Here is a 19,637-nt window from a genome sequence, read left to right on the forward strand (position 1 = left end):
CTGCGTGGGTCATTGCGAGGCGCGCTCGGCCCGCCGCACCGCGCTGGGCACATCGATCTGCACGTTGGCCGGCAGCTGTTGAATTCGCAATTCGCCGTTCTGCCATTCGGCTGATTCACCGTTGATGCTGGCCTTTCCCGGCGCGCCCTGGTACGGCCACGGCAGCACCACCCCGCCCGGCGGCAGGATCAGGCCGGGCTGCAGTTGCAGCACCAGCTGCTTGTCGGTGCGCTGCAAGGTGTAATTGAGGCGCCCGTACGGTGTGCGCAGCTCGGCGATGCCGATGCCCTTGCCCTCGAACCAGCGCGTCGGCGTGCCGGCAGCGATGACCAGGCTGGCGTCGGATTCGCGTCCGTAGGCGAACATGTCCAGCACCGAGCGCACGAAATCCGAGGCGACCCAGGCATGCGGCAGGTCGCCGACGAAGAACGGCGTACGCGGCGTGCGCGAAACCACTTCGGCCCACTGGTTCCAGGGTTGCGGCGCACGGTCCTTGAAGAAGAACGCGGTGGCGTCCCAGGCGCGGTCGCGCCAGCCCAGGCGCACGAACGCGGCCACGTTGCGCCATTCGTAAGGCGTGTAGTCCTTCCATGCGCGCTTGCCGTCGCGGCGATCGGAAAACTCCTTCCAGTAGCGCTCGAAGGTATTGGTCAGCAGGTCCTGCGGCAGGCGTTGCTGCTCGCCGCCCGGGGCCAGCGCGATGGTGGTCGAGGTCGCATCGAAGTCGCCCAGCTCGGCCGAGCCGGGCAGGAAATCGAGACTGTGCTGGCGCACCGCCGCGCCCAGCGAGGCGACCAGGTCGCCACTGAATTCGTCGCGTGCAGTGCTGAAGCGGGCGACCTCGTCGGGCTTGTCGAGTGCGCCGGCCAGCATCGCCGCATCCTTGTAGCCGCGCAGCGCCCAGAAGTTGTCCCAGTACGAATGCACCGGCTTGGCCGAATAGCCTTCGTGGCTGATCGACACCGGCATCATTCCGTAGAAGGCCGGATTGCGCATGAAGTTGTCTTCGGTGCGTTCGCTCGCGCGCAGCTTTTCCATGTAGTCGTAGGCGCCGGTCACGTGCGGCCACATCTTTTCCAGGAACGCCTTGTCGCCGGTGTAGCGGTAGTACTCGGCGATGTTGAAGATCAGCTCGCCATGGCTGTCGTTCTCGGGCACCGGGTCGCTGCCGCGGTCGTCCACGCAGCACGGCACCATGCCGTCGGCGAACTGATACGGGGCGAACCAGTCGACGTACTCGCGCACCACGTCTTCGCGGCCGAGCCGCAGCAGGCCTTCGGAAATCATCGCGCCGTCGCGGATCCAGCTGCGCGAATACGAGCGCGTGCCCGGCTGCAGGCGCGGGCCGATGCGCGAGATCAACATATGCGCCAGCGCGGTGCGCAAGGTGTCGACCACCGGCTTGCCTTCGGCCGGCACGCTGATGCGCACGCGATCGAGCTTGCTGCGCCACTGCTGGGCCACCTGCTGCTGCGCCTTGTCGGCATCGAAGCCGGCCGGCAGTTGCGCGGTGCCGGTCTGCGGAATCACCAGCGCCACCTCGCGCTGTTGGCCGGGCTCCAGCTTCCAGCGATACAGCAGCACGCCCGAGGCCAGGCCGGTCTCGTCCTTGACCTGAGTGATCGTCGGCGGCGTGGCGGCGGTGAGATGGCTGACATCCATGCCGCTATCGAAGGCGCTGGCAAAGCCGGCATCCGGACGTTGCGCGGCAAATACCCGCGGCTTGCCGTTGACGCTGACCTGCGCGCCCTCCACCGCCAGTTGTTCGATCCGGCTGACGCCGCCCAGGGTGTTGAGGAACTGCGCCGGCGGGTTGACCTGGAACGGCCGCACCGCCAACGCCAGGGTGAAGTCGCGCGCCTCCTTGCCGGTGTTGTGCAGCTGATAGCGTGCGACCAGTTGCGCCTGATCCGGGGTGCCCTGCACGAACGCGGTCACGCGCAGGTTCATCAGGTCGTGGTGCCAGTCGACGCTGGGAATCGGCAGGTAATCGTCCTGCAGGCTCTGTTCGCTGCTGACGTCGGACCAGTGCAGCAGCTTGCCGCCGGTGACCACGAACGGCTCGATGCTGAAGCCGCCCTTGCCCACTTCCACCGCGCCGTCCTCGCCGATCAGGCCCTGCTCGGTGCCGCCATCCAGACCCAGGATGGTCCAGTACGGCTGCTCGCCGGAGAAACCGCGCGGATAGCTACCGCGCGGCATCTGCGCGGCCAGCGACTTGATGAAGTCGTTCGGGGTCGCCGCAAACGCCAGCGGCTGCAGCTGCACTTCCTTGATGCCATAGCGCCAGTTGGGGCCGTCCTTGAGATCGAAGCGCAGGTAACGCGCCTCGGTGTCCGGCAGCGCCAGCCAATCGGTGCCGCCGGCACCGGCCGTAACGGTGCGCAGGTCGCGCCAGCCGCGCCCATCGCTGGACGCGCGCACCACGTATTGCGAGGCCTGCAGGCCGGGGACCCACTGCACCACCGCGCCGCCGAATTCGCGCACCTTGCCCAGGTCCAGCGTGACGGTCTGTTGCTTGACCGCGCCGCTGAGCCAGAAGGTCTCCGGCTTGCCGTCGGCCAGGCGTTGTTCCAGTGCGGGCGCGGTATCGGTGATCGCCTCGGCCTTCAACGGCGAGGTGTCTTCCGGCGGCAGCGGCGTGAGCGTCAGACGGTCGAAGCACACCGTGCCCTTGCCGCCGACCTTGTTGTAGATGGTGAACTCGACATCCGCGCTGCTGCGCAGCTGCTTGTCCTGGCCCGGGCCCCAGGCCTTTTCGATGTTGCGCTTGCGATAGCCGACGGTGGTCCAGTTCTTCGGGAAGTTGAAGCCGGGTCGGTTGACCCACCACACGTTGTCGCCGCTGGCATCGATCAGCTTGACCTGCAGGTCGTTGGACGGCGAGTCGCCGCGCAGCGCAAAGCCGATGCGGTAATTGTCCGGATAGTCGATCGGCAGGTTGCGGCGGATGCCGACATAGCCGGACACGCCGTTGAAGTTGTAGTCCAGGCACAGCGCATGCCCGCCGGCGCTGGTGGCTACCGGCCGCAGCGAGCCGCTGACCTGGTTGGACACCACCAGGCGCCAGACGCCGATGTCATTGAAGCCGTCAAGCACGCGTTCCTGCGCCTGCGCCGTGACCGCAGAGGTGGCAACAGCGGTCATGGCAAACAATCGCAGGAACATTGGCTTCACCCCTTCACACTCCCCAGCAGAAGACCTTGGATGTAGTAGCGCTGCAGTGCGACGAACAATAGCAGCACCGGAATCACCGTCACCACTGCGCCGGCCATCATCAGCTCCACGTCCATGATGTGCTCGCGCGACAGTGCGGCCAGCGCCACCGGCAAGGTGTATTGCTCCTGGTCGGTCAGCACGATCAGCGGCCACATGAAATCGTTCCACGAGCCCATGAAGGTGAAGATGGTCAGGGTGACCAGCACCGGCTTGAGCATCGGCAGCACGATCTGGAAGAAGATCCGCATCTCGCTGGCGCCGTCGATGCGCGCGGCCTCGATCAGTTCATCGGGAATGCTGCGCGCGTACTGGCGCACCAGGAAGATGCCGAACACCGTCGCCAGCGCCGGCACCACCACCCCGCCGATGTTGTTGACCAGATGCAGCTGCTTCATCAACAGGAACAGCGGCAGCATCGCCACCTGCGCCGGGATCACCAGCGCCGCCATCAGGATCTTGAAGATGCGCTCGCGGCCGACGAACTGCAGCTTGGCGAAAGCATAGCCGGCCATGGTGTTGATCAGCAGCGAGCCGAGCGTGATCAGCCCGGACACCATCAGGCTGTTGGCGAAGTTGCGCGCCATGCCGGTGCGCGCGAACAGCTCGTGATAGTTGGCGGTAGTGAACGCCGAGGGCAGCATCGGCGGCGGGAAGCGGCTGGCCTCGCCGGTGGGCATGAACGACACCGACAGCATCCACAGCAGCGGCGCCAGGCTGACCAGCGCCAGCAGCAGCAGGCCACCGTTGATCAGCACGCCATTCCAGCGCGATTGGCCGACATCACGACTCATATCAAATCCCTCTTGCGGCCAAAGCGCAGCATCACGGTGGTCACCGCCAGGATGATCAGGAACAACAGGAACGCCACCGCCGACGCGCGGCCGAGGTTCCACCACTTGAAGCCTTCCTCGAACATGAAATACAGCACGCTCACGGTACTTTGCAGTGGGTCGCCGCGGGTCATCACGTAGGGCTCGGCGAACAGCTGGAAATAGCCGGAGATGGTGATCACCCCGACCACCATCAGCACCGGGCCGAGCATCGGCAGGGTGATATGCAGGAACTGCTTCCAGCGCGAGGCGCCATCGATGCGCGCGGCCTCATACAGGTCCTGCGGGATCGCCTGCAGGCCGGCCAGAAAGATCACCATGTTGTAGCCGAAGTTCTTCCACACCGCGAACAGCATGATGGTCGGCATCGCCCAGCGCGGGTCGCCCAGCCAGTCGATCGGGGCGATGCCCAGATGGCTCAGACCGAAGTTCACCAGGCCGTACTTGATGTGGAACAGATAGCGCCAGATCACCGCCACCGCCACCAGCGTGGTCACCACCGGGGCGAACAAGGCGGTGCGGAACAACGCCTTGAAGCGCGAGGCCTTGGCATTGAGCAGCAATGCGGCGCCCAGCGACACCCCGATCGACATCGGCACGCCCAGCAGCACGAAATACGTGGTGTTCCACAACGACTTCCAGAACAGCGGCGTCTGCAGCAGGTCGATGTAGTTGCCCAGGCCGACGAAGCGCAGATGGCCGCTGTCGGCCAGTGCGTACAGATCGAAGTCGGTGACGCTGAGCACCAGCGCGGCGAACACCGGCACGCCGAAGAACATGCCCAGCACCAGGATCGACGGCGCGGCGAACACCCAGCCGGCGACGGAATTACGCTTCATCATCGTGCCGCTCCCTCGCCCGCTGCCGGTGCTGGCGCTGCGGCAGGTGTCGCCGCAGGCGTTGCCGTTTCACCAGCCGGACCGACATGCCCGCCCTCCTGTTCGAAGATCCAGCGGCGCTTGGCCAGGATCTCGTCCACACGTTTATCCAGTTCCTGCACGGCGGCCTCATGTGATTGGCCGCCACGCACCACGCGCTCGGTCACCAGGCGCATTTCCTGCACGATGCGCTCCCACTCCAGCACCTTGGGCGTGGCCTTGACCCGCTCCAGCTGGTCGCCGAAGGCATGCGCCAGTTCGTCGTTGGCCAGCGAGGGCAACTTCCAGGTACTGCGACGCGGCGGCAGGTCGCCGATGATGGCGTGGAAGCGCGCCTGCACCTGCGGCTGCGACAGGTATTCGATCAGCTTCCAGCTGGCGTCCTTGTGCTGCGACGATTTGAAGATCACCAGGCTGGAACCGCCGGCAATCCCGGCGCCCAGGCCGTTGGGCCCCGGCAGCGGCGCAGTGCCCCACTTGCCTTCCATGCCCGGCGGCTGGCGCAGCTTGAACTCGCGCACGTTCCAGGGGCCGGACAGGTAGAACGCGTAATAGCCGTTGAAGAACTCGTACCAGACGTTGGAGACCTGGGTCTCGGAGACCTTCGGCGCCCAGCCTTTCTGATACATGGTGTCGTAGAAGCCCAGCGCCTTGCGGAAGCCCTCGCCGCGGAAGTTGCCGTAGTTGTCGTGGTCGCGCAGCAGGCGGTCGTCCTGCTGCAGCGCGAACGACAGCTGCTGCTCGAATTCGTTGAGCGGCATCAGGATGGCGTAGCGATCCGGGCCGACCTTGCGCTTGATCGCAGCCATCACCTGTTCCATCTCGGCCCAGGTCTTGGGCATCTCGTTATAGCCGGCCTCGCGCAGCAGGTCCTTGCGATAGAACAGCAGCCGGGTGTCCACATACCACGGCACGCCATACAGGGTGCCGTCGACCAGATTGGTGTCCCACACGCCGGGGAAATAATCCTGCGGGTCGACGATCCTGGAACGCGCCACATACGGCTGCATCGGTTCCAGCGTGTCCAGCAGGGCGAACTCCGGCAGCCAGGTGTTGCCGAGCTGGCACACGTCCGGCAAGCCATCGGCGGCAAAGGCGGTCAGCAGTTTTTCGTGCGCCGCCGTCATCGGGATGTTCTGCACATCCACGTGGATATCGGGGTTTTGCTTCTCGAAGTCGGTCACCAGCTCGGCGACCACTTCGGCCTCCTTGCCCATGGCCCAGAAGCGCACGGTGGTCTTGCCGGGGTCGGAGCGTTCGCATCCCGCCACACCCAGACACAGTGCGGCGGAGATCATCAACAGTTTCAAAAGGCGCACGGATTACTCGGGTTTTTGGCGTTGCGAGGGGTCTTGCTGGGCCTGGGCGGCGGCGGCACGCGACTCGGCCATGCCCAGCGCACGGGCGGCGGCCTTCTGCTCGTCCTTCTGCGGCGCCGGCTGCGGCTCGCCTTCGGGGGTGAGCCAGCCGCCGGTAAAGCCGGCGCGTTCCAGACCGGCCCGGATGTAGGGGTTCTTCTTCATCACAGTCCAGACGAATTCGTTCTGGTAGTTGGCGATCATCGCCAGGATCGGGCCCTGGTCGATGGCGATGTAGTCGCTGGCCACCCAGCCACGGTCCGGCACCATGCGCCCGGTCTTGAGCGGGATGTCGTAGTTGAAGCTGGGATTGAACGAGTCCAGAAAGCCGTAGCTGGAATACAGGAAGTCGCCATAGCGCTTGTGCATTTCCTCGGTGGCCGGGATCACCACTTCCGGGGCGAACACGATCGAGGAGATCGCCGCCGACGGCACGATGGTGCCGTCGTCGAAGTTCTCGCGCAGGCCGGCGCCGCGCGAAGAGTAGTGGCGGAACTGGCGCTGCTCGCCACGGTATTCCTGGCTGGTGTTCTGCGGGCCGTCACCGGCGGTCAGGCCCCAGACGTTCTCGCCGTAGTCCTTCCACTTCATCGGGTTGTCGATGGCGTAGTCGCGCTGGGCCAGGGTGGCGCGGCGGCTGTTGAGGAAATAGTCGATGCCGCGTTCGCGCATGTACTGGTCCTGGATATCGCGGAAATCGATCCAGACATGGCTGTACTGGTGACCGAACAGCGGGCCGAAGGACAGGTATTCCTGGCCCTGGTAGACGCCCCAGTCGTTGTTGTAGGTGCGGGTCCAGCTGGTCCAGGCATCCACGTCCACGCCGTGGGTCGGCGAGCCGAGCGCGAGGATGTACAGCATCATCGCCTCGTTGTAGCCCATCCAGTCGTGGTCGATGAAGCCGCTCTCGGGGAACCAGCCCATCGAGATCAGCGGCGCGCGCTGCTGCAGCCAGCGCCAGTCCACGCGCTTGTACAGCGCATCGGCAATCTGCCGGATCTCCTTTTCGCGCGGGTCGTCGCCGTCGTAATACGACTGGGTGAACAACACGCCCATCATCAGCAGCGCGGTATCCACGCTCGACAGCTCGACCCAGCTGTCGTAACGGTTGCCCTGCTGCATGTCCAGAAAGTGGTAGTAGAAGCCCTTGTACCCGGCCCTACCGGTCCGCTGCGGCCCCATCGGCGCATCGCGGAAGAATTTGAGTGTGGTCAGGGTGCGGTCGATCGCCTGATTGCGACTGACCCAGCCGTTCTCGATGCCGATCGGGTACGCGGTCAGCGCGAACCCCACCGAGGCAATGCTGGCGAACGGACGTGACGGAAACCGGTCCGGCGACAGCCCATTGAGTTCGTTGGTGGTGTCCCAGAAAAACTGGAAGGTGCGGCGCTCGATGTCCGAGAACAGCGGCGGCAGCGCGGGTTTGACCGGCTTGGGTGGCAGCTGCGCTTCCACCAGGATGACTTTCACCGGCGCCTTCTTTTCAGCCACCTTGGGTTCCTCGGCCTGCTTGCAGGACGCCAGCACCAGCGCGCCCAGCAATAGTGGAATCGTCAACCAATACGAAGTCCTGCCCCTGTTCATCCGCCCCCCACTTGTGTAATCGATTACATCTCGCACGCCAACCTACCCTATCCAAGCGCCGAGTTCGACCGCCCCGGCAGCTGCCGGGGCGGTCGAGTACCTCACCAGTTCAGGCCGAAGGCCAGTCGGAAGGTACGCATCGGCGACGCCAGCACGCCGGTCGGGGTGCCGTAAGCCGTGTTCAAGTCTCCGAGTGTCCCGGTCTCGCCGTTAAAGTTGGCGTAGTTCACCCAATTGAACACGTTGAGGATATCCGCACGCACGTTGAATTTGACACCTGCGCCGGTATCCCACTCTTTATTGGCGGCGATGCTGAACTCCTTGTAGCCCAACGTACCGTCCGGCTTGAACTGCACGATGTAGCACTGGTCGTTGCCGGCCAGGCAGTTCTGCCCGTAGCGCGCGGTCTGGCTGGCCAGCGACAGCTTGCCGGACAGCTTGATCTCGTACGGCAGCTCGTAGATGCCGGTGACCACCAGGCGATTCTTCGGAATGCCGCCGGCCTCGCGCCAGCCGTAGTCTTCGACGCGCTCGCGGTCCAGCGCGTAATGCTCGCCGAACTGCCGATTCTCCTTGGCATCGGAATAGGTGTAGGCCACCGTCAGGCCCCAGCCGGACTCCTCGTCGAACGGCTTTTCGACCTGCAGGGCGAGCTGGTTGTTGCGGGTCTCCACGCCGTTGGTCCCCAGCACGATGGCGCTGTAGCCATCCGGGCCGTCGGTCGGCGAGCCGGAAGTGGTGCCCGGCTGGAAAAACGACCCGTCCGGCAGACGGTTGCCGCGCACGAACGCGAAGCCGTCATGGCTTTCGATGCGGCTCAGGGTCACGTCGGTGAACCAGTCCTGGCCCCACAGCGGCACCATGTTGCGCATGCCGATGCTGAATTGATCCGAGTACGGGGTCTTGATGTTGTTGTCGATCAGGTAGACCTCGCGACCACCGCCGCCGCTACTGGTTGCCGCCAGTGCGTCGAGACCTTCCTGGGTGTTGTAAGCCGGATTCCAGGCCACGCACGGGTCGCCCAGGCAGGCTTGGCTATTCTGGTTGTTGGGGTTGGTGAAGTAATAGCTGTAGGACTTGAACGAGTTGTTGAGCTGTTCGAGCGCCAGGTAATCGAAGATGTTGCGGTCGTAGGCACGGCCGGCACCACCGTAGATCACGTGGGCCTGATCGCCGAACAGGTCATAGGAAGCACCCAGGCGCGGCTGCCAGGCGTTCTTGAACGCCTTGCGGTTGTTGCCGGTGCTGATGAAGTTGTTGATGTCGTAGTTGGCGTTCTGCAGGTTGGGCCAGTTCTGCAGCGCACCGGCGACGTCGGACGGGGTCACGAAGTCCAGGAACGCCGGGGTTTCTTCGTAGTCATAGCGCACGCCCAGGTTCAGGGTCCAGTGCTCGTTGACCTCCCAGTCGTCCTGCAGGTAGATGCCGTACTGCTTGTTCTTGGACACCACCGAACCGCCACCTTCGACCAGCGGCGCACCGAAGCGCACCCGGTACGGCGTTTCGAGATCGCCGAGGATGTTGTAGTAGTACTGCGGGTTGGCCGGATTGAACTGGGTGGAATCCAGATCGATGCTCTTGAACTTCACGCCCATCTTGACGGTGTGCGCGCCGTGCCATTCCAGGCTGTTCAGGGTCAGGTCGTCCTGGAAGGTCCAGCCCTTCTGACCCTTGCGCTGGAAGCTGCTGCCGGCGCCGGCGGACAGCACTTCGTCCTCGATGCCGCGCACTGGCGCATAACTCAGCACATAGCCGGTGCCGTTGTTGATCGGCGCCTGGTTCCAGAACGCGCTTTCGTAGCTGAGGTTGGCTTCGTTGAGGAAGTTGGCACCGCTGTACTGCCAACGCAGGTTGGCGCGCTTTTCTTCCTGGCCGTTGATGCTGCCGTGCTCGAGGGTCGAGGTGCCACCGACGTCGTTGAGCTCGTCTTCCTTGCGGTACTTGCCGCTCAGCTCGAACAGGCTGTTGTCGCCGATGGTCCAGTCGATCTTGGCGAAGTACAGGTCTTCCTTGAACGGCGTGCTGTAGGTGGCGACCAGCGGCTGCAACTGCGTGGGCAGCTGATCGACGCGGTCCGAATAGATCGAACCGGGGATCACCACGTTCGGGGTGGTGTATTCCTTGGCTTCATAGGCGACGAAGAAATGCGCCTTGTCCTTGAGGATTGGGCCGCTAAAGGTGGCGCCGTACTGGGTTTCCTCGAAGTCGTCACGCACGCCGGCGCGCTTTTCCAGCGGGCTTTCTTCGCGCCAGCTGTCGTTGCTGGTGTCCCAGAAGAAGCTGCCGTGGAAATCGTTGGTACCGGACTTGGACGAGGCCACGATGGCCGCGCCGCTGACCTGGTCGAACTCGGCCTTGTAGTTGGAGGTGATGACCTTGTACTCGCCGATCGCCGACTGCGGGAACGGATTGCCGCGGCTGGAATCCTGGCCGCTGACGCCGCCGGTCAGCACGTAGTTCTTCTGGCTCACGCCGTCGATGTAGACGTTGGTGCCTTCGGCCGAGGTGGCGCCCGAGCGCACCTTGGTGGTGCCGTTGGCCTCGCGGGTGAACTGCACGTTCGGCACGGTGTCGGCCAGTTCCAGGAAGTTGCGCGTAGCACGCGGCAGGTTCTGGATCTGCACGTTGGAGATATAGGTGGCGTTCTCGGAGGTACGGGTTTCCACCAGTACCGGCGGGGCCTTGACCTGCACCGCATCCAGCGTGGTGGCGTTACCACCGTCAGCCGTGGCGGGTTCGCCGCCGACGCCCAGGTTCAGGGTCGCGGTCTGGCCGACCTGCACGGTGACGTTCTGCGAGGTGGTCTGGCCGTTGGCGGTGACGTCCAGGCGGTACGAACCCGGCGGCAGGCCGCCGAGCGAGTAGCCGCCGTTGCTGACCTGCACGGTGCGGGTCAGGCCGGTGGCGAGGTTGGTCGCAGTGACCTGGGCTTGGCTGGCAGGTGCCGAGTCGACGGTGACCTGGCCGCGGATGGTCGCCGCAGCACTCTGCGCAAAGGCCGGTGCGGCACCAAGCAACAGGCAACTGGCCAGGGCGCAGCTGAGCAGCTTGCGCGCCGGACTGGCGGAATGGGGGTAGTGGTGGCGCATTGGTCCCTCCAGGGATCGGTACAGATTGTTGTTGTGGCGTTGCGACTTGCAGGAACGACCGCTGCGGGGGGCAGCGGGAGCGGACAGAACGTCCGCGAAAAGGGTCAGCGGGCAGGAAACCTCAGGGGCCAGACTCGCCGGCGCCGCAGGAGGCGCGGATCACCAGCTCGGGCGTGAGCAGTTGGCGGATGCCGTCATCGCGGCCGGGCTGGTCCACCAGCCGCATCAGCCGGGAGATCGCCTGCTCGCCCAGCCGCGCGATGCTGACCCGCATCGTGGTCAGCGCCGGGTGGACGAAACGGGCCAGCGGAATATCGTCGAAGCCGGCCAGTGCCACATCGCCGGGCACCGAGACATCGGCCTGGGCAAACGCGTACAGGCAACCCAGCGCGGTCATGTCGTTGGCGGCGAACACCGCGTCGGGCAGCGCGCCGCCCGCCAGCATCGCCTGCCCGGCGCGGTGGCCGGAGGCCTCGTCGAAATCGCCGGGGAATTCGATGCCCTGCGCGGTATCGCCGTAGGCGGCGATGGCATCGCGGAAACCGCGCAGGCGTTCGCGCGCATCGAAATTCAGCGCCGGCCCGCCGATGAAGGCGATGCGTCGATGTCCGGCCGACAACAGATGTTCGGTCATCGCCATTGCGCCGGCATGGTCGTCGATGCTCAGCACCGGATAGGCATCGCCAGGAACGTGCGCGTTGATCAATACCGTGGGCAGCGCCTGCGGCAGGTTGTCGGTGAGGAACCCGGGCTGCTCGGCGTACGGCGACAGCACCAGCAAACCATCCACGCGACCGCGCATGGACTGCAGTGCCCTGCCCTGCGCCTCCGGGTCGCCGTGGTAACTGGACACCAGCAGATGCTGGCCGGCGGCGCGCGCCGCACCATCGATCCCGCGGATCAGCTCGGAAAAGAATTCGCCATACAGGTCCGGCAGCACCACGCCCAAGGTCTGGGTGCGTCGGCTGCTGAGGCTGCGGGCTGCTGCATGCGGGCTGTAGCGCAACCGCGCGGCCACGTCCTGCACCAGCTGGCGCACCGGCCCGGCGACGTTGTCATGCCCGTTGAGCGCACGCGACACCGTTGCAACGGAGACCTGTGCTTCCCTGGCGACATCTTTGATGGTGACCGCACCCTTGGCCATTCGTGTCGCCCTCCGCGACCGAGTTCCCAAAACTGGCGCGGACTGTAAGCGTTTTCATACGAAGGCGTAAACCCCTGTCTTCACGCCCGTGAAAACGCTTACAGATCAAGCATCTGCAAGTGATGAATACGTGAAGCAATGTGTTGCGACGCAACAAATACCGCCCATATGTCCACGTATGCAGGCCGACGGCGATCACAGTTGGGGCAGTTTGGTCCGCTGCGTAGGAGCGGTCGCCCCCGTAGGAGCGCACCCGGGCGCGACGGCGCTATCGGTAAGGCCTGTCGCGCCCGGGTGCGCTCCTATGACGACGGCTTGGTTGGCCTGGTTACCCCGCCTCGCCCGGCGCTATCGCCTCGATCGACAGTGCATGGATATCGGTCTGCATCATCTCGCCGACCGCGGCATACACCGCGCGGTGCCGCGCCAGCGGCGGCTTGCCGGCAAAGGCGGCGCTGACCACGCGCACATTGAAATGCCCACGCCCGTCGCGCGCGCCGGCATGCCCGGCGTGGCGATGGCTGTCGTCCACCACCTCCAGTTCGGTCGGCGCCAGCGCCGACTGCAGCGCGGTGCGGATCCGCTCGACCCGGCTCATGGCAGCACCCGGCGGAACGGGCGGACCTCGGTGCGCACGTAGACACCCGCCTCGACATACGGATCGGCATCGGCCCAGGCGCGGGCGTCGTCGAGCGCGTCGAATTCGGCGATGACCACGCTGCCGCTGAAACCGGCCGGGCCCGGATCCTCGGCATCGATCGCCGGGCATGGGCCCGCCACCAGCAGGCGACCTGCCGCCGCCAGCGCCTGCAAACGGGCCAGATGCGCCGGTCGCGCCTGCTGCCGGGCTGCCAGTGCGTCGGCCCGGTCATACCCCTCGATTACGTACCACATAGGCCACCTCGCCCAAGACGTGAAGAACAGCCTCGGGATTCTAGCCGCCTCGGCGCTGGACACCGCCCCCGCGCACGCATTACCCTTGCCACCACTGCACACGCAATCGGACGCAGCGGCCCGTCGGCCCAGGCCCCACGCCTCCTCGACGACCGATTCGCTGCCCACCGCCGACCCGCGTAGACGACCTCCTCGCTGTTCCGTCGCCGCATGCCACGCGGCGCACGTTGTATGTGGATTTGTAGGATCGTGCCGGCACGGGCACGACATTGATCGCAATAACTCAAGGCAAAGCCCTGCAGGCGCGGCTCAGACCGCGGCCGGCGACCGTAAGACCCGATGTCGACCTGATGAATTCCGAACTCGCGCACGACGCGAATCCGCCAGCCACGAGCGCGCCGCCACAGCAGCAGGAAATGCCGCTGGCGGTGGTGCATGGGCAACCGGTGCTGCAGATCCCGCAGGATCTGTATATTCCGCCGGACGCGCTGGAAGTCATCCTGGATGCCTTCGAAGGTCCGCTGGACCTGCTGCTGTATCTGATCCGCCGCCAGAATCTGGACATCCTGGATATCCCCGTCGCCGAGATCACCCGGCAGTACGTGGATTACATCAACGTAATGCAGGAGCTGCGCTTCGAACTGGCGGCGGAATATCTGGTGATGGCCGCGATCCTGGCCGAGATCAAGTCGCGCATGCTGTTGCCGCGCCCGCCCAGCGAGGAAGGCGAAGAAAACGATCCGCGCGCCGAGCTGGTGCGCCGGCTGCAGGAATACGAACGCTTCAAGCAGGCTGCCGAGGATCTGGACACCCTGCCGCGCATGGGCCGCGACAGCGCGCCGGTGCAGGCGCATCTGCCCGAGCGCGCCGCGGTCAAGCTGCCGCCGCCGGTGGAACTGAAAGAAATGCTGATGGCGCTGTACGACGTGCTCAAACGCGCCGAGCTGTTCACCGGCCATGCGATCAAGCGCGAGGCGCTGAGTGTGCGCCAGCGCATGGGCGATGTGCTGAGCCGCCTGGACGATGGCAGGTTCTATCGCTTCGAATCGCTGTTCACGACCGAAGAAGGCAAGCTCGGCGTACTGGTCACCTTCCTGGCGCTGCTCGAACTGGCCAAGGAGCAATTGCTGGACATCGTGCAGGAGGCGCCGCTGGCGCCGATCTACGTGAAGTCGCTGGCCTTGGGCAATACCAATGCGCCGCTGCAATTCTCCAGCGAATTCGACGACAGCGATGCCGCCAACGAACCTCTCTGAAGCCGATCACCGAATGGATCAAGCGTTGATCACCCGCATTATCGAAGCCGCCCTGCTGGCGAGTAGCCAGCCGCTGACGCTGGCGCAGCTGCAGGGCGTGTTTCCGGAAGAAGAACCGGCGCCGCCCGGCAGCGTCGAGCGCGCGCTGGAACTGCTGCGCGACGGCTGCGCCGAGCGCGGCGTGGAGCTGGTCGAGGTGGCCTCGGGCTTCCGCTTCCAGGTCAAGGCGGACGTGCATGGCTGGGTCGCCCGGCTGTGGACCGAGCGCCGCACCAAGTACACCCGCGCCACGCTGGAAACCCTGGCGCTGATCGCCTACCGGCAGCCGATCACCCGCGGCGAGATCGAGCAGGTGCGCGGCGTGGCGGTCAGCAGCAACATCATCCAGGCGCTGGAAGAACGCGAGTGGATCCGCGTGGTCGGCCACCGCGACGTGCCCGGCAAGCCGGCCCTGTTCGGCACCACCAAGGGCTTTCTGGATTACTTCGGGCTCAAGCGATTGGACGAGCTGCCGCCATTGTCTGAGTTGAAGGACATTGCCGAGCTGGAGCCGCAGTTGCCGCTGGACCGCGACGGCCAACTGGATGGCGCGGTGCCGGCGTCGGCGGCGATGGGTGCAGAGCATGCTGAAGCGGGTCCGGATACAGATCCAGACCCGGATATGGCGGATGCAGACGGCGCCGGCGCCGATGCGGCGATTGCCGCCCGGACTGACGCGGCGGCGGATGTTGGCGCTGACGTGGACGCCGACCCGGGCGACGCCGCGCAGGAACACCGCGATGCCGAGGATATGCTGCCGGTATCGGACAGCACCACCGATGCAACCAGCGACAGCGACGATGCAATGCACGTCGATGCCGATACCGAGCTGGCCGTTGATGCCGATGGCGATGCCGATATTGATGTAGACGACAGCGACCAGACCGCCAGCCCAGGCACTGCAGTCGACGACGAAATCGAACACCACGCCGACGCGGTCGATGACCACGCCAGCGCCGATGAATCAAGTAACGACACACCGCAACACCCCGAGCATGCCTCGGCGCAGGACCTAAACCCGTTGGACCCAGATGACGCCCGTGAGGGCGACCCCGACACCGCGCCGGGAACGCGCGCGGATGCAGTGAACGAAGACGAAGACAACGCCGTCGCGACGACGACCGTGGCTGTTGACGAAGCCGATTCCGACCCAGAGGCCGACCCAGAACGCGTCGGCCGGAGCCAGACACATGAGTGACACCCCCCGCAAGCTGTCGTTGAACAAGCTTTCCCTCAAGCGCGACAGCGCGCCCGAAGCGCCCAAGCTGGAAGAGCGCCTGCACAAGGTGCTGGCCCAGGCCGGCCTGGGGTCGCGCCGCGCGCTGGAGCAACGCATTGCCGATGGCCTGATCAAGGTCAATGGCGCCGTCGCGCAGACCGGTATGTCGGTGCGCAGCGGCGACAAGATCGAGCTGGATGGCCGCAGTTTCGTGGCCAGCGCGCTGACCGAACCCTCGCGCGTGCTGATCTACAACAAACCCGAAGGCGAAGTGACCACGCGCGAAGACCCCGAAGGCCGCCCGACCGTGTTCGAGTCGCTGCCGGCACTGAAAGGCTCGCGCTGGATCGCCATCGGCCGCCTGGACATCAACACCACCGGCCTGCTGCTGCTGACCACCGACGGTGAGCTGGCCAACGCGATGATGCACCCCTCCTACGAGGTCGAGCGCGAATATGTGGTGCGCGTGCGTGCGCCGGAAGGCGAGGACAAGGTCTCCGACGCCATCATCGAGCGCCTGTCGCGCGGCGTGCTGCTGGAAGACGGCGGCGCCAAGTTCGACGAGATCGAACGCATCGGCGGCACCGACTCGCACGACTGGTTCCGCGTGGTGGTCAAGGAAGGCCGCAACCGCGAAGTGCGTCGCCTGTGGGAGTCGCAGGGCTGCCAGGTCAGTCGCCTCAAGCGCAGCCGCTACGGCAAGATCTCGCTGCCGCGCGAACTGCTGCGTGGGCAGTCGATCGAAGTGGCGCAGGACAAGGTCGACAGCCTGCGCGCCGAACTCAAGCTGGAAGAAGGCGCGCCGTCGGCGCTGACGCTGCAGCCGGTGATCGGCCAGCGCCGCGCCGCCAAGTCCACCGTGCACGTCTCGCGCGATGGCCGCAGCAATGCCTACGTCAATGGCCAGACCTCCGGCGCCGACGAAGGCCGCGAACTGCGTCGCTTCGACAACCTGCGTGAAGATCGCGGCGGCCGTGGCCGTGGCAAGCCAGGCGGTTTCCGCGGTGGCCTCACCGTCAGCGGCGAAGCGGCGGCCAAGCAGTCGCAGCAGCGCCCGTTCAAGCAGCGCGCTCCCGGCAAGGGCGACCGCGCCCTGCCGGACGGCAACCCGGCCGCGTTCCGCAGCTGGTACGTGCCCGATGGCGTGAGCACCGGGCCGAGCGGCCACCGCAATGCCGGCCCCAGCGGCCCCGGCACCGGCCAGGCACGCCCGTACGCGAAGAAGGGTCCGGGCGGCGCACGTCCAGGTGGCGGCGCGGGCAATGCCCGTCCCGGCGCAGGCGGCGCGGGGCGTGGCGGCGCCGGTGGCGGACAGGGCCAGTCGCAGGGTCAGGGCCAGGGTCAGCGCAAGCACCCGTACGGTCATCCGGGCAATGCGCCGAGCTTTCCGTCCGATCACGCCAACCCGGGTTTCAGCCCGTATGGCGCGGCACGTCCGGCGGCCGGTCGCCCGACCGGCGCACGCGCGGGTGGCCCCGGTGGCAATCGCGGTCCGGGTGGTCCGGGCGGCGCGTCGCGTGGACCGGGCGGCCCGGGTGGTCGTCCCCCGGGTGGCGGCAATCGTCGCCCGCCAGGCGGTGGCGGTAATCGCGGCCGCTAAGCTGCGGCACGCGCAATAAAAAACGGCCCTGCAAAGGGCCGTTTTTTATTGGTATTTCCGTCGCTCCCGGCATCGCAGTTGCTGGAAACAGCAGTAACACCGAGTTCGTACAGCAACAGCGCAGGGCCCACTGTTTGGGGGCGCTGTGCGTCTACGCAGGTGTCGACCATTGGCGACGCCTGCGCTGCACCGCGCAGCGTCTTACTTGCGACGCTCGATGACGAAGTTGCCCACCGCTACGCCCAGATCGACGCCCTCGCCGGTGCCGGCCAGGGCCAGTGAAATGTCGCCCTTGGTGACCACCTGTGCCGTGCTGGACTTGACCACGCCGGCATGCGCTTCGGCCGCCGCGTAGGTGCCGAACAGATCATTGAGGCTGTAGGCGCCGGAGAAGGTGCCGCGGCCGCCGACGATCTTGGACTTGCCGACGGTCAGGCCGCCGCCCTTGCTGGAGATCTTGACCGGGATCACCGCGCCGTTGTCGCACTTGATGGTGCCGGTGCCGCTGGCGGTCTTGTAGAACACCGACCAACCCGACAGGTTGAACGACAGCTGGCAGTCGATATTGCCGGCGGCCTGCGCCTGCGGTGCAAGCGTTGCGGCGCCCAGCAGCGCGAAGAGGGAAAGGGACTTGATCATGCGGGCATTCCGGTTGGTGAACGTGGCGCCGAGCCTAGCAGCGCCGATGTGGCAGCCGCGACAACATGCCGGCACCGCGCATGCGACCGTTCAGCGAATCATTATTTCGCCGGCAGGCGGCCTGCGCCGCCACAGTCTGCGACGGCGGCATGGGATGATTGCGGCATGCAACGCACCGCCTACAGCCTGCTCTTCGCCGCCCTGCTGCTGCCCACCCTCGCCCACTGCAGCGAGACCATCCCGACCCAGGGCTATACCGTCGTGCGCACCTATCCGCACGACACCGCCGCCTTTACCGAAGGCCTGTTCTATCTCGACGGCTACCTGTACGAAAGCACCGGCGAACTGGGCCAGTCCAGCGTGCGCAAGGTCGAGCTGGAGACCGGCCGCGTCCTGCAGCAGGCCTCGACACCGGCGCCGTTTTTCGGCGAAGGCATCGTGGCCTGGCACGACCGCCTGATCCAGCTGACCTGGCGCAACCAGCGCGGGTTTGTCTACGACCTGGCCACGCTGACGCCGCGCACGCAGTTCAGTTATTCCGGCGAGGGCTGGGCGCTGACCCGTGACGACAGCAGCCTGTACATGAGCGATGGCACCGCCAATATTCGACGGCTGGATCCGCAGACGCTGCAGCAGGTCGGCAGCATCAAGGTCACTGCACGCGGCAAGGCGCTGGACAATCTCAACGAGCTGGAATGGGTCAACGGCGAGTTGTTGGCGAACGTCTGGCTGACCACCCGCATCGCACGTATCGACCCGGCCAGCGGCAAGGTGATCGCCTGGATCGACTTGAAGGCGCTGGTGCCGGACGCCGACACCCTGAGCGACCCTAGCAACGATGTGCTCAACGGCATCGCCTACGACGCCGAGCAAGATCGCCTGTTCGTCACCGGCAAGCGGTGGCCGAAGATCTACGAGATCAAGTTGGGTGAGTAGCGGGGATTGGGGATTCGGGATTGGGGATTCGCAACAGCGGGCAAACGGATAGCTGAGCCTTTCCTGCTTTGCACCAATCGCTAATCCCTAATCCCTAATCCCTAATCCCTAATCCCGAATCCCTAATCCCGAATCCCTAATCACAAAGCCATCCGCATCCAGCATCGCCGGGAAGCGTGCGCGGTGTTCGGCCAGGGCGGCAGCGCTGAGGGTGGTGGTGACCACCTGCGGCTGCTCGCGGATTTCCACCTGCGGCTGGCCGAGGAAATCGATCACGGCGCTGTCGCCGGCGTAGTGCAGCTGATTGCCGTCGACGCCAACGCGGTTGACCGCCGCGACAAAACACAGGTTCTCGATCGCGCGTGCGCGCAGCAGCGTCTTCCATGCATAGGCACGCGCGGACGGCCAGTTGGCGACGAACAGTTGCAGATCGAAATCCAGCTGGCCCGGCCGCTCGACATCGAAACGATTGCGGCAGAACACCGGAAAGCGCAGGTCGTAGCAGACCTGCGGATTGATCCGCCAGCCCTTCCACTCCACCGTCAGGCGATCGCGCCCGGCCGCGTAGCGCAGGTGCTCGTTGCCGAAGCGAAACAGATGGCGCTTGTCGTAATACTGCAGCGCTCCGTCCGGCGTGGCCCACAGCAGCCGGTTGAACACGCCTTCGGGCGTGCGCAATTGCACGCTACCGGTGACGGCCGCACCCAGCCGCGCCGCCTGCGCACGCACCCAGGCCACGGTTGACCCGTCCATGTCCTCGGCCTTGTCGATGGCGTCGTTGGAGAACCCGCTGGTGAAGGTCTCCGGCAGGACCACCAGATCGGTCAGCCCGGCCAACGGCTCCAGCAACGCACCGTAATAGTCGCGATTGCCGGCCGGGTCATGCCAGCGGGTGTCGCCTTGGATCAGGGAGATGCGCAGGTCGGGCATTGGAGGCTCGGGAATGGGGAGT

The 19,637-nt window shown here is 65.7% G+C and carries 15 protein-coding genes; 4 read left to right on the top strand and 11 right to left on the bottom strand.

All coding sequences use genetic code 11. The features are described 5' to 3' along the window. Positions 1 to 9: 9 nt before the first annotated feature. The 9 genes from ABQY64_RS11745 to ABQY64_RS11785 all read right to left on the bottom strand — a co-directional run bounded on the left by ABQY64_RS11745 (position 10) and on the right by ABQY64_RS11785 (position 12,996). Positions 10 to 3,147 carry a discoidin domain-containing protein gene (locus tag ABQY64_RS11745; protein ID WP_349779376.1) on the bottom strand — a complete coding sequence of 1,046 codons (3,138 nt, stop codon included), beginning with the start codon at positions 3,145 to 3,147 and terminating at the stop codon, positions 10 to 12. Positions 3,148 to 3,173: 26 nt separating this feature from the next. Further along, entirely contained in the window at positions 3,174 to 4,010 is an 837-nt protein-coding gene (locus ABQY64_RS11750) for a carbohydrate ABC transporter permease (protein WP_016904891.1), read from the bottom strand. Beyond that, entirely contained in the window at positions 4,007 to 4,891 is an 885-nt protein-coding gene (locus tag ABQY64_RS11755) for a carbohydrate ABC transporter permease (RefSeq protein ID WP_024940601.1), read from the bottom strand. The genes ABQY64_RS11750 and ABQY64_RS11755 overlap by 4 nt, the downstream gene beginning before the upstream one ends. Continuing rightward, positions 4,888 to 6,246, bottom strand: coding sequence for a sugar ABC transporter substrate-binding protein (locus tag ABQY64_RS11760; RefSeq protein ID WP_349779375.1), 1,359 nt, complete (start codon positions 6,244 to 6,246; stop codon positions 4,888 to 4,890). Before ABQY64_RS11760 ends, ABQY64_RS11755 begins: the two co-directional genes overlap by 4 nt. Positions 6,247 to 6,249: 3 nt before the next feature. Continuing rightward, positions 6,250 to 7,869: a glucoamylase family protein gene (locus ABQY64_RS11765; protein ID WP_039527041.1), complete on the bottom strand. Its 1,620-nt coding sequence runs from the start codon at positions 7,867 to 7,869 to the stop codon at positions 6,250 to 6,252. 101 nt (positions 7,870 to 7,970) lie between these two features. Beyond that, entirely contained in the window at positions 7,971 to 10,958 is a 2,988-nt protein-coding gene (locus tag ABQY64_RS11770) for a TonB-dependent receptor (RefSeq protein WP_039521809.1), read from the bottom strand. Positions 10,959 to 11,079: 121 nt separating this feature from the next. After that, positions 11,080 to 12,102, bottom strand: a complete 1,023-nt coding sequence (locus tag ABQY64_RS11775) for a LacI family DNA-binding transcriptional regulator (protein WP_349779374.1) — start codon at positions 12,100 to 12,102, stop codon at positions 11,080 to 11,082. A gap of 328 nt (positions 12,103 to 12,430) precedes the next feature. Next, a complete protein-coding gene (locus ABQY64_RS11780; protein ID WP_039515138.1) occupies positions 12,431 to 12,700 on the bottom strand; it encodes a BolA family transcriptional regulator in 270 nt (89 codons plus the stop codon). Further along, on the bottom strand, positions 12,697 to 12,996 hold the full coding sequence (locus tag ABQY64_RS11785) for a YciI family protein (RefSeq protein ID WP_016904541.1): 300 nt from the start codon (positions 12,994 to 12,996) through the stop codon (positions 12,697 to 12,699). The genes ABQY64_RS11780 and ABQY64_RS11785 overlap by 4 nt, the downstream gene beginning before the upstream one ends. A gap of 350 nt (positions 12,997 to 13,346) precedes the next feature. Here ABQY64_RS11785 and ABQY64_RS11790 point away from each other — a divergent pair, with 350 nt between their 5' ends. Genes ABQY64_RS11790 through ABQY64_RS11800 form a run of 3 tightly spaced genes read left to right on the top strand, consistent with a single transcriptional unit; the run spans position 13,347 to position 17,110 of the window. Further along, on the top strand, positions 13,347 to 14,252 hold the full coding sequence (locus tag ABQY64_RS11790) for a ScpA family protein (protein ID WP_016904542.1): 906 nt from the start codon (positions 13,347 to 13,349) through the stop codon (positions 14,250 to 14,252). Continuing rightward, a complete protein-coding gene (gene scpB, locus ABQY64_RS11795) occupies positions 14,230 to 15,489 on the top strand; it encodes an SMC-Scp complex subunit ScpB (RefSeq protein ID WP_349779373.1) in 1,260 nt (419 codons plus the stop codon). The genes ABQY64_RS11790 and scpB overlap by 23 nt, the downstream gene beginning before the upstream one ends. Then, positions 15,482 to 17,110 (top strand): pseudouridine synthase, encoded by a 1,629-nt coding sequence (locus tag ABQY64_RS11800; protein ID WP_349779372.1) that lies wholly within the window; start codon positions 15,482 to 15,484, stop codon positions 17,108 to 17,110. Before scpB ends, ABQY64_RS11800 begins: the two co-directional genes overlap by 8 nt. A gap of 201 nt (positions 17,111 to 17,311) precedes the next feature. On the opposite strand, the gene ABQY64_RS11805 is transcribed toward ABQY64_RS11800, so the two are convergent. Continuing rightward, a complete protein-coding gene (locus ABQY64_RS11805; RefSeq protein WP_016904973.1) occupies positions 17,312 to 17,749 on the bottom strand; it encodes a hypothetical protein in 438 nt (145 codons plus the stop codon). A gap of 165 nt (positions 17,750 to 17,914) precedes the next feature. Here ABQY64_RS11805 and ABQY64_RS11810 point away from each other — a divergent pair, with 165 nt between their 5' ends. Continuing rightward, a complete protein-coding gene (locus tag ABQY64_RS11810) occupies positions 17,915 to 18,685 on the top strand; it encodes a glutaminyl-peptide cyclotransferase (protein ID WP_349779371.1) in 771 nt (256 codons plus the stop codon). 108 nt (positions 18,686 to 18,793) lie between these two features. Here ABQY64_RS11810 and ABQY64_RS11815 read toward each other — a convergent pair whose 3' ends face one another. Continuing rightward, positions 18,794 to 19,615 (bottom strand): amidohydrolase, encoded by an 822-nt coding sequence (locus ABQY64_RS11815; protein WP_349779370.1) that lies wholly within the window; start codon positions 19,613 to 19,615, stop codon positions 18,794 to 18,796. Between the last annotated feature and the right edge of the window lie 22 nt (positions 19,616 to 19,637).

The organism is Xanthomonas sp. WHRI 7065, assembly GCF_040203115.2.
GTDB lineage: Bacteria > Pseudomonadota > Gammaproteobacteria > Xanthomonadales > Xanthomonadaceae > Xanthomonas > Xanthomonas arboricola.

Excerpts from the sequence above, each read along its gene's own strand:
- ABQY64_RS11745 (WP_349779376.1), bottom strand. The coding sequence starts at position 3,147 with ATGACCGCTGTTGCCACCTCTGCGGTCACGGCGCAGGCGCAGGAACGC.
- ABQY64_RS11765 (WP_039527041.1), bottom strand. The coding sequence starts at position 7,869 with ATGAACAGGGGCAGGACTTCGTATTGGTTGACGATTCCACTATTGCTG.
- ABQY64_RS11790 (WP_016904542.1), top strand. The coding sequence starts at position 13,347 with ATGAATTCCGAACTCGCGCACGACGCGAATCCGCCAGCCACGAGCGCG.
- ABQY64_RS11775 (WP_349779374.1), bottom strand. The coding sequence starts at position 12,102 with ATGGCCAAGGGTGCGGTCACCATCAAAGATGTCGCCAGGGAAGCACAG.
- ABQY64_RS11770 (WP_039521809.1), bottom strand. The coding sequence starts at position 10,958 with ATGCGCCACCACTACCCCCATTCCGCCAGTCCGGCGCGCAAGCTGCTC.
- ABQY64_RS11750 (WP_016904891.1), bottom strand. The coding sequence starts at position 4,010 with ATGAGTCGTGATGTCGGCCAATCGCGCTGGAATGGCGTGCTGATCAAC.
- ABQY64_RS11805 (WP_016904973.1), bottom strand. The coding sequence starts at position 17,749 with ATGATCAAGTCCCTTTCCCTCTTCGCGCTGCTGGGCGCCGCAACGCTT.
- scpB (WP_349779373.1), top strand. The coding sequence starts at position 14,230 with ATGCCGCCAACGAACCTCTCTGAAGCCGATCACCGAATGGATCAAGCG.
- ABQY64_RS11800 (WP_349779372.1), top strand. The coding sequence starts at position 15,482 with ATGAGTGACACCCCCCGCAAGCTGTCGTTGAACAAGCTTTCCCTCAAG.
- ABQY64_RS11755 (WP_024940601.1), bottom strand. The coding sequence starts at position 4,891 with ATGATGAAGCGTAATTCCGTCGCCGGCTGGGTGTTCGCCGCGCCGTCG.
- ABQY64_RS11785 (WP_016904541.1), bottom strand. The coding sequence starts at position 12,996 with ATGTGGTACGTAATCGAGGGGTATGACCGGGCCGACGCACTGGCAGCC.
- ABQY64_RS11815 (WP_349779370.1), bottom strand. The coding sequence starts at position 19,615 with ATGCCCGACCTGCGCATCTCCCTGATCCAAGGCGACACCCGCTGGCAT.
- ABQY64_RS11810 (WP_349779371.1), top strand. The coding sequence starts at position 17,915 with ATGCAACGCACCGCCTACAGCCTGCTCTTCGCCGCCCTGCTGCTGCCC.
- ABQY64_RS11780 (WP_039515138.1), bottom strand. The coding sequence starts at position 12,700 with ATGAGCCGGGTCGAGCGGATCCGCACCGCGCTGCAGTCGGCGCTGGCG.